The organism is Chryseobacterium candidae, from assembly GCF_004916905.1.
Lineage (GTDB): Bacteria > Bacteroidota > Bacteroidia > Flavobacteriales > Weeksellaceae > Chryseobacterium > Chryseobacterium candidae.
On the sequence record NZ_SDLV01000002.1, the window covers coordinates 65,881 to 79,836 of the forward strand.

Here is a 13,956-nt window from a genome sequence, read left to right on the forward strand (position 1 = left end):
TTTATTGGATATTTACACTTCCACCACTGCTTTCCTCTTTGCTCACGCTCTTAAGCTCTCCTTTTTTAGAAATATCCACACTTCCACCGGATGAAGCGCCTGCTTTCACACTGGAAACAGCACTTATATGAATACTTGCTCCACTGGAAGCATCTGCTTCTACCTCATCAGCAATAACATTTTTAGCGGAAATACTGCTTCCTGAAGAGGCACTTACATCTGCTTTTTTTGCTTTTCCTGAAAGGTCAAGTGTTGATCCTGATGAAGATTCAATGTCAAGGTTTACTGCCCAGACTTTCCCATCGAAACTACTGCTGCTGCTTACATTGATATCCATATCATTAGCCTCCAGATCTCCGGAAATACTTCCTGCACTGGATGCTTCGATCTCTGTTTTCTCCTGGGTAAATTTATCTTTTATAATGATTCTCGCAGCCGAATCCGCAACAAGTTTAATAAAATCTTTTGTATAAATTTTAGCTGTCACTTTGCTGATGTTCATCACTCTGATTCCCGGCTTATAATGAATGTGCAGTTTTCCGCCATCATTATCTACAAGAATTTCATTGATGATGCTTTGAGGTGCAGAAATTTCTACTTTTTCTGTTTCAGATTTTATAACTTCTGCTTCAATGGCCTGTGAAACCTTAATTTCATCAAAATCTCCATTAAATTCTTTATGCTGTATCGGGCCGCTTTCCTTGCTCACTACTTTCTCTACCCAATTACCATTGTCTCCTTCCCTGTTTCTGTTCTCATGTTTATCATTACACGAGGCTAAAGCCACTAAGGCTGAAAAAATAAATAAAGTACTTGTTTTCATGCTTATTCCTTTTGTTAATTTTTTTTGTGGATATCTTTATTTAAATAACAACTAATTTATAAAAAATATTACATTACATTTGAAAATACTGTAATGGTCTTCAAGAGAGATTTTTTGGAAAGACTTTTCACCTCTGAAGGTACTTAACTGATTCATTGTACAATACCCACAAAATGACGTAAAGAAATACGTTCGCCAAAATACATTCTATGATACAAGTTTTTAATATCTTTATGCTTTAATAACAACTATATTTATGAAGAATATTTCATCGGTATTATTAATTTCTGCCTTGGCGTTCAATCAATCTTGTACTACAATGAAACAGACCGATATTCAACAGGAGCTTCCTGCACCTGATCCCTCTTTATCTTCAAATCCTTTTATGAAGAAGAGCAAGCTTCAATACGAAGCACCGGAGTTTGACAAAATCAAAAACGAACACTTCAAACCTGCTTTTAACTACGGTTTAAAGCAACATGAAGCTGAAATTATAAAAATTGCCAACAATCCGGCTGCCCCTACTTTTGAAAATACCATCGTTGCCTTGGAAAAAAGTGGTGAAGTGCTAAGAAGAGCACAAATTGTATTTTCAAATCTTACCAGTGCTAATACGAATCCTACATTACAGGCTTTAGATGAAGAATATGCTCCTATTTTTGCAGCACATTCTGACAAACTGTACCTGAATGAAAATCTTTATAAAAGAATACAATCCATCAAAGAAGATGGTCTGGATTCTGAAAGTAAAAGACTGGTACAATATTATAAGCAGAATTTTGAAATTGCAGGTGCTAACCTTTCTGCTGCTGATAAAGAAAAACTAAAGCAGCTCAATCAGGAGCTGGCTTCTCTTTCTACCCAATATGCCAACAAATTATTGGAAGCTAGAAAACAAGGAGGTGTATTTTTCTCCGATGCGAAAGAACTGGACGGACTTTCTGCCGATGAAATTGCAGCTGCAGCCTCTGATGCTAAAACGGCAGGACAACCTGGAAAATATCTTCTGGCTTTACAAAACACTACACAACAACCTCTTCTTCAAAATTTAAAAAACAGAACGACCAGAGAAAAGCTATTTAAAGCTTCATGGACCAGAGCTGAGAAAGGAGATGCCAACGATACGAGATCAACCATCGAACAGCTTGCTAAATTAAGATTAAAGAAAGCACAGATTTTAGGTAAGAAAAACTTTGCTGAATGGAAGCTTCAGGATCAGATGGCAAAAACCCCTGAAGCAGCTACTAAGCTGATGAACCAGATTGCTACTCCGGCAGTGGAAACAGCAAGACGTGAAGCAAAAGATATCCAGGATCTTATTGATCAGCAAAAAGGAGGCTTTAAAGTAGAACCTTGGGACTGGAATTTCTATGCTGAACAGGTAAGAAAAGCTAAGTTTGATCTTGATGAAAGTGAAATAAAACCTTATTTTGAAATCACAACTGTTCTTGAAAAAGGGGTTTTCTTTGCTGCTGAGAAATTCTACGGACTGACTTTCAAAAAGAGAACAGATCTTCCGGTTTATCACCCGGATGTAGTAACGTATGAAGTCTTCGATCATGATGGAAAATCTATTGCCATTTACTATCTGGATTTTTATACAAGAGATTCTAAAAACGGTGGAGCTTGGATGAGTAATTTTGTGGAGCAGTCTTATTTATTAGGAACAAAACCTGTCATTGTTAATTGCTATAATTATCAGAAACCTGCTCCGGGAAAACCTTCCTTAATCAGCTATGACGATGTTTCAACCATCTTCCATGAATTTGGTCACTCTATTCACGGAATGTTTGCCAGCCAGAAATATCCTTCACTTTCAGGAACGAATGTACCGAGAGATTTTGTAGAATTCCCATCTCAGATCAATGAGCACTGGGCTTTAGATCCTGTTGTTCTGAAGAATTACGCTGTACATTATGAAACAAAACAACCTATTCCACAGGCTTTGGTAGATAAGATCAAAAAGGCATCTACTTTCAACCAAGGGTATATGACTACTGAGTTGGTTTCTGCTGCTGAACTCGATATGGATTGGCATACGGTAAGCAATGAAAATCAGTTTATTCCTGTTTTAGACTTTGAAAAGCAGTCTTTAGCCAGCCATGGATTCAATTTGGCAACCGTTCCGCCGAGATATCACACTCCTTATTTTGCCCACATCTGGGGAGGCGGATATTCTGCAGGATATTATGCTTATTTATGGTCTGAAACTTTGGATAATGACGCATGGGAATGGATCAGTAAAAATGGAGGATTAACCAGAGAAAACGGTGACCGTTTCAGAAAATATATTCTTTCCGTAGGAAATTCTGTAGACCTGAACCAGGCATTCAGAGATTTTACGGGACACGATCCGGATATCAAGCCTTTATTGAGAAGCAGAGGGTTTATTAAATAAATTAACGGGAAGCATTCTTTAACTAGAGTGCTTCTTTTTTATGTTTCGGCTAAAGCCATGGATTTTTATTTGCTTATTTTTTAACGGGCTAAAGCCCGTTTCTATTGATATTCATTATTTTTGCATTTCAAATTTTAAATGTAATATATGAACTGTCCATGCTGTTCAGGAAAATCCTACGAGGAATGCTGTAAACCTTATCATACGGGAGAAAAATATGCTCCAACGGCTGAGGCTCTGATGCGTTCACGATTCTCTGCTTTTGCCATTCCGAATGGTGAATACCTGATGGAGACGACCCTTCCCGGAAAAAGAAAATACCATAATAAAAAAGACTTACAGGAATGGGGAGAAATTAACCAATGGACAAAACTGGAAATCATCCGTACTCCGGCTTTAAATCATGTAGAATTTAAGGCTTATTATACGGATCAGGAGGGTCATCAGCAGGTTCATCATGAGTTTTCTGTTTTTCAGAAAATGCATGAACGCTGGTATTATGTTTCCGGAGAATTTTTGGATTAACAAACAGGTTGAAGAAATGTAATGCAGACAATGCTTTGCGTAGAACCACCCCGTCAAAAATTCATAGAATTTTTGACACCCCTCCGGAAGAATGCCAAGCATTCAATAACTATTTGTACCTTAAATAAAAATAAGCCAAAGAATTATCTTTGGCTTATTTTGTATCATGTATATACTATATTATCCGACTTTTTCGGACATTTATTTTTTTAGTGAGCTTCGTTTCCGTCAACTCCGTGAGCGTGGCCATGTGCCAATTCTTCTTCTGTTGCAGGACGGGTGTTTAAAACTTCCACCTGGAAATCTAAGACTTTACCTGCCATTGGGTGGTTAAGGTCTGCTACTACAACTTCCGGAGTAATTTCTACTACAAAAGCCTGGAAGTTATTCCCTTGGTTATCTGATAAAGGTAAAATAGCTCCTACAGGTGGAAGTCCTGATTCGTTGAACATTTCCACAGGTAATTGTGCAATAGCATCCGGTTGTCTTTCACCATAAGCTTCCTCAGGCTGAATTGTAAAGGCAGCTGTATCTCCAGCTTTCAAACCAAGGATATTTTGTTCAAATTTTGGAATCATCATTCCCACACCATACAAAAATGTAAGCGGATTTTCTGTTGTTGTTTCTTCTACAAGAATCTTACTTCCATCTGGTTCGATAGTGTGAAGTATATACTTTACAGCTACAACGTGATTGTTTTCGATTGTCATATTTTTTCTTTTTTTCGTGATGTTGTTTCACGATTAATGGTACAAATATACTCTTTTTGAAATGATTCAGTGAACCTGGAAGCCGGGGGATGGAAGAAGGAAGCTATGAAAGGCATAAAGAAAGACAGATCTTCTTTTTTAGCCTTTATTTTTTTTACCCTCCTCTCTCTTTTTCTGTCTCAGGACAAAAAGATACAGGTTTTCTACTTTTGTTCTTGCCCACGGTGTTTTCCGCAGAAATTTCAGGGAAGAGTTTATACTTGGGTTGTCTGTAAAACATTTTATATTGATCTGTTCGCCAAGCCTTTCAAAACCTTGATAGTATTCTACAAGTTCTTCAAGGATAGCATCCAGTCTTTTTCCGTGTAAAGGGTCTTTGGACTGTTGTTCCATATTCTTTTTTATTTTTTTGAATCTTGAATATTTTTATTTTCTGCCTTCTTATTTTTTTCCAGTTGATAATTAGCTATCTTTTTAAAGTTTTCGGTTTTCATTACAAATGCCCTATTCGATTTATGATTCCATATACTAGCATATTTTTTTGAAACGGTGGTATAGGTTTCCCATCCTGTAAGATTTTGGTACAACATGAGTGTACAAATATCTGTAGGAGTAATCTGCTGCCAGTTATCCAAAACATGAGAATGAACTCCACTTGCATCACTTCCTTTGTTCATATCGTTTATATCATGGACAATTATTCCTTTATGTAGTTTTTCAACATTTTTTATTTCATCATTATTATTGAAAGTCAGCAGATAGTCATTTCCGAAAACAACTACATTATTTACAGAAGCTCCGGTTAAAACATATACTTTTTTAGAATCGTTCTTAATGATAGGAACCAGATTAAAGTTTGTATTATTATAATGCTTAAAAATAGTGTCATTGTTTATTCTGGCTAGAGCTTTCTGCCTGATGTCAAAATAATCCTGTTCAACAGCACTGAAATCCCTTTCAGACAAATCAATTTTCGCATTAGCTGTATTATAATTGGTAGGGAAAGAAATTGTAGCTACCACTTTATTCTGCTTAGAGAAGAAAATACATTTAGGTACATCGTCTAAATAAGAAAAATATCCTCCTATATTTTCCATATTTCTGTAATTCTCTTTTACGATATCTGTACCATACCAACTTGCCATTTCACTACGATATAGTGCTACTCCTTCTTCTGTTACCTCCTTTGATATTTTCTCAAGATCTTGAGCATTAATAGATATCCCTAATAAGGTCAATATTATTATTAAACAAAACTTCATGAATATTAATTTTCATCAAAAATACTAATAAAATAAATCTGCCTGAAAAAGATTTGTGTCGGGTTCAAATTTAATCATCAACCTATAATTTTTATATTTTGTTTCTTATTTTTGAAGAAGCTATTTTTCACCCATAAAAATGATCTGTTACCAAGTATGAGCAAAAATAACGAAGCAAACAGGAAAAAAAACAAAAAGAAAATTGATCAGAAAAAACGTAAAATACAGAATGCAGAATCAGAACGGAAAGCAAGATTAAAACAGATCCGGGAAGATTTCAAAGCCAGAGAAGCTGACAATAAACTATAAATTGTTTTTATCTGAAGTAAGGGAAACCTTATTTTTTTAAATGAAGTATTCTCTATATTTACATTGTAATACCTGCAAATAATTCTCTACCCAACAAGTTGAAAATTACGTTGCATATACTCTTTTTAATTCTCAAATTTAAATTATGAAAATCCTCCACACTGCCGACTGGCATTTGGGTAAACGCCTCGACCGTTTTTCAAGACTGGAAGAACAGGTTCTGGTGATGAATGAAATTGTTCAGATTGCTGACGAACAAAACGTGGATCTGGTTTTAATTGCCGGTGATCTCTTTGATAATTTCAATCCAGGTGTAGAGGCTGCTGAACTTTTTTATAAAACCTTAAAACGTTTATCCCTGAACGGAAAACGCCCTGTGATTGCTATTTCCGGTAATCATGATTCTCCAAACTTAATCGATGCTCCTGATCCTCTGGCAAGGGAATGCGGAATTATTTTAATAGGCCATCCCAAAGCGGAAATCATACCTTTTGGTACAGAATATTTCAACATCACCCATTCCAAAGAAGGTTTTATCGAGCTGAAAATTGAGGGGATAAATTTTCCGGTAAGAATTCTCCACACACCTTTTGCGAATGAAATCCGGTTAAAGGAATATTTTGGTGAAAATAAAGAGGAAGAAATCAACAAGGTTCTTTCACAGACATGGAAAAATCTTGCGGATCAGTTCTGTGATGATACCGGAGTGAATCTTCTGACGGCTCATTTGTACATGAATAAAAGAGGTGCGGAAATTCTGGAAGAGCCGGAAGGAGAAAAACCGATTAAGATTGGGAATGCAGATCTGATTTTTTCTGACAGTATTCCTGAGCAGATTCAATATACGGCGCTGGGCCACCTTCATGGTTTTCAGAATATCGGAACCAAGGAAAAGCCTGTTATTTATTCATCTTCTCCTTTGTGCTACAGTTTCAGTGAAGCCGGACAAAAGAAGTATGTTTCCATTATTGATGCAGAACCTGGAAAAGCAGTTTCCTACGAGAAGAAACTCTTGAAAAGCGGCAGAGCTTTGGTCAGAAAAACATTTACCTCCATTGAAGATACCGTACAATGGCTGGGTGAAAATCCCAATACATTTATTGAACTTACGCTGGAAAGTGAAACTTTTTTAACAGCTGATGAAAGAAGGTTAATTTATCAGTCTCACAACGGAATTGTTCACCTTATTCCAAAAGTCAGAAATCTGGAATTGGGAGAAAACCCAACCCATGAAATCAATTTAAGCCAGGATATTGATATTTTATTCAAAGATTATTTTAAATCTAAAAACGGCGGGCAGGAAGCCAATGAAGAACTGATGAATTTGTTTAACGAAATTTTAAATGCATAAGCCATGATCCCTGTACAATTAACGATCGAAGGACTTTACTCATACCAGGAGCGCCAGACGATTGATTTCAGAAATCTTACCGAAGCGGGTCTGTTTGGGATTTTCGGGGCGGTGGGTTCCGGAAAATCTTCGGTTCTGGAAGCCATTTCGTTTGCTTTATATGGGGAAACGGAACGTCTGAATATGCGTGATAAAAGGGCTTACAACATGATGAATTTAAAATCAAACAGTTCTTATATAGAATTTGATTTTGTGAATTATGAGAATAAGCTTTTCCGGGCTGCCCGTGATTTTAAGCGAAATTCAAAAAAGTTCGAAGAAGTAAAGCCTAATGCGGTTACATTTTATGAAAATATCAATGGCAAATGGCTTCCTTTGGATCACTCCAATGCGGAATCTATTATCGGATTAAGCTATTCCAACTTCAAAAGAACCATCATTATTCCGCAGGGACAGTTCAAAGAATTCCTTGAATTGGGTGCTGCAGAGAGAACAAATATGATGAAGGAGATCTTTAATCTTCAGAAATTTGATCTTCAGAACAATGTTTCTGCACTCAATGTAAAAAACAGATCTGAACTGGACCAACTGGAAGGACAATTAAAAGGTTTTGAAGAAATCAACGAAGAGAAAATCAACATTCAGAAAGAGCAGCTTGCGGAGGAACAGAAAAAACTTACAGAATCAAATAAAAAACTGGAAAAGGTTACCCAAGCCTACCAACAGCTGAAAAACTTAAAAAGCGACTTTGACAGTTTACAGCAGAATAAGGAAAAATTCAGCAAACTTTCTGAAGAAAAGCCCCAGATGGATGCTCTGGAAGCACAGGCAGAATTATACGACCGTATTTTCAGGATTTTCAATCCATTGATTATTGAGAAAAATAAACTCTCAAAAGAGATTGCTGCGAAACAAAACGAAAAAGAACAGCAGATTAAAGCATGGCAGGAAACTGAAAAGACTTTTACGATCGTAAAGGAACAGCTCACGGCTCTTGAACCACAGTTTAAAGCATTAGAACAATCCAGAATTCAGGAAAATGATCTGAGCCTCATCATTCAGATCCTGAAATTTTCTGAAGAAATTAAAGTTCTGAATGAAAGAACTCAGAAAGGTTCTGAAAAAGTAAAAGAAGTGGATCTTCATAAAGAGAAAATTCAAAAAAAGATTGATGAACTTTCAGCACAAATAAAAACTTTAAAGGAACAAAAACTTGATTCTGTGCTGCTTTCTGAAGTAGGCAACTGGTTTATTCAGCAAAAGAACCTAAAAAAATCACAGCAGGAACAAACCGAAAAGATTGAGAGACAGCAAAAACAGATCGGAGAAATTGCAGAAGAATTGAAACCTTTTGCTTACAACGAAAATTATAAAGAAGATTTCAAAAGCAGAAAAGAAACCTTAGAAACCCAAAAAAAGGAACTTTCCCAGAAACTGGATCATCTCAAAATTCAAAAAGAACTTTCCCGTTTTGCCAGTGAGCTTCATGATGGGGAAAACTGTCCTCTTTGTGGTTCTAAAGAGCATCCGCATATTGTGGAATTTCATGATGTGAATACTGAACTGCAGGAAATTCAGGAGAAAATAACATCTGTAGAACAGGAAATAACTGTTCTACAAAAGAAGGAAGCAGAAATGGATAAAATTCTGGACCGAAAAAAAATCTTTGAAGAGCAGCTTATTTCGGAACAAAAAATTGTCCTTCAGATTCAGAAGGATATTGAAAATCATCTGCTGAATTTCACCTGGAAGTCATTTTCACCCGACAAGGAAGAGGAATTTGAGAAAAAACGTTCAGATTCGTTTACGCTGGAGAAAAAGATTGAAGAAACGGAACGTACTATAACAGTTGAAAGGGAACATATTGACAGAGAAACCAAAACACTGGAAAAATATAAGCACGCCCTGGAAGCTTTCCGTCTGGAAGAAGTTTCGAAACAGGAGCAAATCAATATCAGCCGTTCCGGCCTTAAAATTCTCGACTGGAATCTGTATGCTCAAAATGAAATAAAAGAGATTGAGGAATCTTATCAAAAACTTGTACAATCTAATAAAGAGACTGAAGAAAATTACCGGAAGGCGGTAGAACAGGAAAAAATTCTTTCTCCAAAACTGGCAGAGCAAAAAGCAATTGTCAGCCAGTCTGAAAAACAAATTACAGAACTTGAGAAGGAAATTTCCGGTAATGAAGAGGCGATTGCCAAAGCTTTGACAGATCAAAATTTCACAGCATTTAAAGAAGTTGATAATATTTTACTGCAGGAGATCAATATTCAGCTGGTGAGAGCCAAAGTTCAGAATTTCAGAGTTGAATTCGAAGCTTTAAAGAAATTCATCACTGAGTTGGAAGTAAAACTGAAAGATCTTTCATTCGATAACGAACAGTTTTCTCTTGCTGAACAGCAGTTCGTTGAAGCACAGAATGAGCAGAAAAAAATCAGCGATTCCGTAGTCACAAAAACCGCAGAAATAGACAGGCTGGAAAAAGAGTTTGTGAAAAAAGAAACCCTTTTAAAAGAACTGGCAAAGCTTCAGAAGCGTTCAGAAAATTTAAAAATCATGATGAACCTGTTTAAAGGTGCAGGTTTTGTACAATATGTTTCGTCTATTTACCTGAGACAGCTTTGTGACCATGCCAATGTCCGTTTTCACCGGATGACAAGAAACCAGCTGAGTCTTCAGCTGAATGAAAATAACGATTTTGAAATCATTGACTACCTCAACGAAGGGAAAAGCAGAAGTGTAAAAACACTTTCCGGAGGACAGGCCTTTCAGGTATCCTTGAGTCTGGCGCTGGCACTGGCAGAAAGTGTTCAGGCCAATGCGCAGGCCGAAAAGAATTTCTTCTTTATTGATGAAGGTTTTGGAACGCAGGATACGGAATCGGTGAATATCGTTTTTGAAACCCTTACTCATCTGATGAAAGAAAACAGGATTGTGGGTATTATTTCGCACGTTGAAGAACTGAAAGAAAAGATTCCTACCGCTCTTAATATTATCAAGGATGAAGAAAGAGGAAGTCTGATTGAGATTGTTTAATACCAGATTTACAACTACAAAAGCCACAAAAGAGATGTTCTTATGTGGCTTTTGCTATCAATAAAGTTCCCAGTTACAGTCCTTTTACAACGGGTTTTACTTCTTTTCCAAACAATTCAATAGATTTCATCATCACATCATGAGCAGGATCTCCCACATCCATATGCCCGATAAATCTTGTAATTCCGAAAATTTCCTTCATATACGCAATCTTATCTGCTACTTCAGCCGGGCCGCCGATAAACAATGCACCGTCTTTGCTTCTTCCCCCATCATACTGCGCTTTTGTATAAGGAGCCCATCCCCGGGAAGCACCTATCCTATCCATCTGAGATTTATAATTATGGAAATATCCATCCGCTACTTTCTGATCATCACTCACAAAAGTATGTGAATGAATGGCAATCTGCATTTTTGAAACATCGTGTCCCGCTTTTTGGTATTCCTGCTTATAGAATTCAATCAGATTTTTAAACTGGATTGGCATTCCTCCGATGATGGCTACCACTAAAGGCATTCCAAGCTGCGCTGCGCTTAATACAGACTGCGGAGTTCCTCCAACAGCTCTCCAGATGGAAAGTTTTCCGTCATTTTTTGCTCTTGGATAAACAGTTTGGTTCTGCATAGGAGCACGAAGTTTTCCAGACCAGCTTACGTTTTCTTCAGCATTGATTTTCAGCAATAATTCTAATTTTTCATCAAATAACTGTTCATAATCATTCAATGAATAACCGTAGAGAGGAAATGATTCTATGAAACTTCCGCGTCCCACAAATATCTCTGCTCTTCCGTCTGAAATTAAATCCAGCGTTGAAAAATCTTCATATACCTTAACCGGTTCCGAAGAACTCAAAACAGTAACTCCACTGGCCAGTTTTATATTTTTTGTAACACTTGCTGCTGCTGCCAAAACGATTTCCGGAGAAGAAACAGCATAATCCGGACGGTGGTGTTCTCCCATTGCGAAAACATCTATTCCTACCTCATCCATGAATTTTACCTGATCCAGTATTTCGCGGATCTTAATCCCTGCATCTCTATATTTTCCGGTAGACTGGTCTAAGGCCAGATCTCCAAACATTCCTATTCCTAATTCCATATTGTTGATTTTAGTCATACAAAATTACCACTATGAAAAATCAAAAACATTGATGTTTGTTAAGATCGAAAAGTTACTTTTTTAAAACACAAATAACACTAATGTATCACCAATAAAACGAAAGTGTCATTGCAAACAAAGCGAAGCAATCTCAATCAAGTTATACAATAACATTAAGGTAATATCAAAAAAAAATCCAGCCGTTCCCGCTGGATTGTAATATTATTTTTTCAAATATAGATCAAAATAATCTGTTATTTTCTGCATCAGGTGAACCCTGTCTTTCCCGATCACATTATGGGGATGTCCCGGATAGGTAAAGTAATCAAGCTGAACTCCGTTATCAACCGCTGACTTGATGAATTTTATAGAATGCTGCCACACTACTACATCATCCTGTGCTCCATGGATCATCAATAACTTCCCTTTCAGATTTTGTACTTTATCCAAAAGATTGGCAGTAGCATATCCTTGTGGATTTTCCTGTGGAGTATCCATATATCTTTCTCCATACATGATTTCATACATACTCCAGTCAATTACAGGTCCGCCTGCTACTCCTACTTTGAATACATCCGGTTTACGAAGCATAAAACTTGTTGTCATAAATCCTCCGAAGCTCCATCCATGGATTCCCATTTTGTCTCCATCTACATAAGGAAGAGATTTTAAGTATTCCACCCCTTTCATCTGATCGTTCATTTCTGTAGTTCCCAGATTTCTGAATACAGCCTGCTCAAACTTCATTCCACGGTTAGAAGAACCTCTTCCGTCCATTGTGAAAATGATGTAACCGTTCTGAGCCATATATTCGTACCAAAGGTTTCCTGAAGCCGGGAAGCTGTTTGTGATCAGCTGTAAGTGTGGCCCGTTGTACAGATAAACAATAGTTGGGTATCTTTTATTAGGATCAAAATTGGTAGGAAGAATGATCTTTCCGTACAAAGGAGTTCCGTCGTCAGCCTTTAATGTTACATTTTTAATTTCCGGTCTCTGGTAATTCTTTAATGGATTTTCAGAAGTAAGGATATTTGTAGATTTTAAATTGGCTGTATTGATAATGTTGGCAACTCTTGGTGAATTGGCATTGCTGTAAGCGTCATAGAGATAATTTCCGTCACTGCTCAAAGTTCCGATGTGCATTCCTTCTGCATCGTCCAGCCTTTGCATCTTGAAGTTGGTCCAATTTATTCTGTACAAATGTCTTTCCAGAGGAGTTTCTTTAGTGGAGGCAAAATAGATTTCCTTTTTCTTTTCATTAAATCCTAAAATATCGGTTACCAGCCAGTCACCTTTTGTGATTTGTGCTATCAATCCTTTTTCAAGACTGTAATGGAACAAGTGGTTGTATCCTGTTCTCTGGCTCTGCCAGATGAAGTCTGTGTTAGAGTTCGGGAAGAAAGTAAGCGGATGCTGTGGCTCCACATATTTACTGTCTGTTTCTTCGAATAAAGTTTTCACCAATTCTCCTGTAGCAGCATCATACTGATTCATTTTCATATGATTCTGGCCTCTGTTCAGCACCCCTACAAAGATGTATTTTGAATCTGGACTCCATGTAACGGCCGTTAGATACTGATCTTTTTCACCTTCCACTTTTAAGAAAGTAGTAGATTGATTTTTAATATTGAAAACGCCTAATGTCACCTGATGAGAAGTCTGGCCAGCCATTGGGTATTTAATATTGTGGTTTACGGCAGGCGTTACAGACCAGTCGATGACCGGATAATCTGCTACCATACTCTGATCCATTTTATAGAAAGCTACGCTCTCCGAATTCGGAGCAGGGAAAATTCCGGTATCAATTCCGAATTCATTTCTGTGAACCGCCTGTCCGCTAATTATATTTTCATTGCTCTCATTGGTTACAGCAATCGTTTTTCCGTTCCTGTTTACAAATAAATTATTCTTTGCTGTGAAGGCAAAAGTATGACCGTCACCAAACATTTTCACATTCGCAGCATCCTGATCGATGGCAGCTGTATTTTTAATTTTCCAGTCGTTTCCTGATTTTTCAATCCACGACATTTTGCCCTCTGTAGTAAAGTACCCATTGGAATTTCCTGTAAATTTAATGGGTGGAACAGCTTTCAGCTTATTGTTGGAAAGATTTCTGTTCAGTTGGCTTAATGAAATCAGCGTATCCTGCTTATTCGTTTTCAAATCTGTAATCAGATAGCCGCCTTTCACTGCCTGAATGTAAGATTTTCCGTCTGCAGCCCATGAAAACTGGGAAATATTTTTTACGGCAAGGTTGGTTCTCATCCCATTGACAGCCTCCGCCATGGTAAATTTCTGGGTCTGGGCAAATGCTGAACTTCCTAAAACCAGCATTAATAAAGAAAATTTATGTAATTTCATTGGATAAAATTGAATTCTCCAAAAATAAGAAATAAAAACCATTCGTTAAGAAACGTTAAATTAAAACATTCATAAAATG

11 protein-coding genes are annotated in these 13,956 nt (G+C 37.0%); 5 read left to right on the plus strand and 6 right to left on the minus strand.

What is annotated here, in order from left to right; genetic code table 11:
* Position 1: 1 nt before the first annotated feature.
* Positions 2 to 823 (minus strand): GIN domain-containing protein, encoded by an 822-nt coding sequence (locus EK417_RS00585; RefSeq protein ID WP_136521056.1) that lies wholly within the window; start codon positions 821 to 823, stop codon positions 2 to 4.
* 256 nt (positions 824 to 1,079) lie between these two features.
* Here EK417_RS00585 and EK417_RS00590 point away from each other — a divergent pair, with 256 nt between their 5' ends.
* Together EK417_RS00590 and EK417_RS00595 are read left to right on the plus strand one after the other, a co-directional pair.
* Positions 1,080 to 3,221 (plus strand): M3 family metallopeptidase, encoded by a 2,142-nt coding sequence (locus EK417_RS00590; RefSeq protein WP_136521057.1) that lies wholly within the window; start codon positions 1,080 to 1,082, stop codon positions 3,219 to 3,221.
* 147 nt (positions 3,222 to 3,368) lie between these two features.
* On the plus strand, positions 3,369 to 3,746 hold the full coding sequence (locus tag EK417_RS00595; RefSeq protein WP_076597150.1) for a YchJ family protein: 378 nt from the start codon (positions 3,369 to 3,371) through the stop codon (positions 3,744 to 3,746).
* 209 nt (positions 3,747 to 3,955) lie between these two features.
* On the opposite strand, the gene EK417_RS00600 is transcribed toward EK417_RS00595, so the two are convergent.
* The 3 genes from EK417_RS00600 to EK417_RS00610 all read right to left on the minus strand — a co-directional run bounded on the left by EK417_RS00600 (position 3,956) and on the right by EK417_RS00610 (position 5,718).
* Complete coding sequence (locus EK417_RS00600) at positions 3,956 to 4,456, minus strand: FKBP-type peptidyl-prolyl cis-trans isomerase (RefSeq protein WP_076597149.1); 501 nt, start codon at positions 4,454 to 4,456, stop codon at positions 3,956 to 3,958.
* Between the two features lie 138 nt (positions 4,457 to 4,594).
* Positions 4,595 to 4,849, minus strand: a complete 255-nt coding sequence (locus tag EK417_RS00605) for a VF530 family protein (RefSeq protein WP_136521058.1) — start codon at positions 4,847 to 4,849, stop codon at positions 4,595 to 4,597.
* A gap of 8 nt (positions 4,850 to 4,857) precedes the next feature.
* Entirely contained in the window at positions 4,858 to 5,718 is an 861-nt protein-coding gene (locus EK417_RS00610; RefSeq protein ID WP_181446062.1) for a hypothetical protein, read from the minus strand.
* 156 nt (positions 5,719 to 5,874) lie between these two features.
* Here EK417_RS00610 and EK417_RS20945 point away from each other — a divergent pair, with 156 nt between their 5' ends.
* The 3 genes from EK417_RS20945 (at position 5,875) to EK417_RS00620 (ending at position 10,417) form a co-directional block, all read left to right on the plus strand.
* A complete protein-coding gene (locus EK417_RS20945) occupies positions 5,875 to 6,027 on the plus strand; it encodes a hypothetical protein (protein ID WP_168801912.1) in 153 nt (50 codons plus the stop codon).
* Between the two features lie 145 nt (positions 6,028 to 6,172).
* Positions 6,173 to 7,378, plus strand: a complete 1,206-nt coding sequence (locus tag EK417_RS00615; protein WP_136521059.1) for a metallophosphoesterase family protein — start codon at positions 6,173 to 6,175, stop codon at positions 7,376 to 7,378.
* A gap of 3 nt (positions 7,379 to 7,381) precedes the next feature.
* On the plus strand, positions 7,382 to 10,417 hold the full coding sequence (locus tag EK417_RS00620) for an SbcC/MukB-like Walker B domain-containing protein (protein WP_136521060.1): 3,036 nt from the start codon (positions 7,382 to 7,384) through the stop codon (positions 10,415 to 10,417).
* Positions 10,418 to 10,490: 73 nt separating this feature from the next.
* Here EK417_RS00620 and EK417_RS00625 read toward each other — a convergent pair whose 3' ends face one another.
* Positions 10,491 to 11,516 carry an LLM class flavin-dependent oxidoreductase gene (locus EK417_RS00625; RefSeq protein ID WP_136521061.1) on the minus strand — a complete coding sequence of 342 codons (1,026 nt, stop codon included), beginning with the start codon at positions 11,514 to 11,516 and terminating at the stop codon, positions 10,491 to 10,493.
* A gap of 222 nt (positions 11,517 to 11,738) precedes the next feature.
* Positions 11,739 to 13,877: a S9 family peptidase gene (locus tag EK417_RS00630; protein ID WP_136521062.1), complete on the minus strand. Its 2,139-nt coding sequence runs from the start codon at positions 13,875 to 13,877 to the stop codon at positions 11,739 to 11,741.
* Between the last annotated feature and the right edge of the window lie 79 nt (positions 13,878 to 13,956).

Coding starts and splice junctions, on each gene's coding strand:
- EK417_RS00585 (WP_136521056.1), bottom strand. CDS start 823: ATGAAAACAAGTACTTTATTTATTTTTTCAGCCTTAGTGGCTTTAGCC.
- EK417_RS00590 (WP_136521057.1), top strand. CDS start 1,080: ATGAAGAATATTTCATCGGTATTATTAATTTCTGCCTTGGCGTTCAAT.
- EK417_RS00595 (WP_076597150.1), top strand. CDS start 3,369: ATGAACTGTCCATGCTGTTCAGGAAAATCCTACGAGGAATGCTGTAAA.
- EK417_RS00600 (WP_076597149.1), bottom strand. CDS start 4,456: ATGACAATCGAAAACAATCACGTTGTAGCTGTAAAGTATATACTTCAC.
- EK417_RS00605 (WP_136521058.1), bottom strand. CDS start 4,849: ATGGAACAACAGTCCAAAGACCCTTTACACGGAAAAAGACTGGATGCT.
- EK417_RS00610 (WP_181446062.1), bottom strand. CDS start 5,718: ATGAAGTTTTGTTTAATAATAATATTGACCTTATTAGGGATATCTATT.
- EK417_RS20945 (WP_168801912.1), top strand. CDS start 5,875: ATGAGCAAAAATAACGAAGCAAACAGGAAAAAAAACAAAAAGAAAATT.
- EK417_RS00615 (WP_136521059.1), top strand. CDS start 6,173: ATGAAAATCCTCCACACTGCCGACTGGCATTTGGGTAAACGCCTCGAC.
- EK417_RS00620 (WP_136521060.1), top strand. CDS start 7,382: ATGATCCCTGTACAATTAACGATCGAAGGACTTTACTCATACCAGGAG.
- EK417_RS00625 (WP_136521061.1), bottom strand. CDS start 11,516: ATGGAATTAGGAATAGGAATGTTTGGAGATCTGGCCTTAGACCAGTCT.
- EK417_RS00630 (WP_136521062.1), bottom strand. CDS start 13,877: ATGAAATTACATAAATTTTCTTTATTAATGCTGGTTTTAGGAAGTTCA.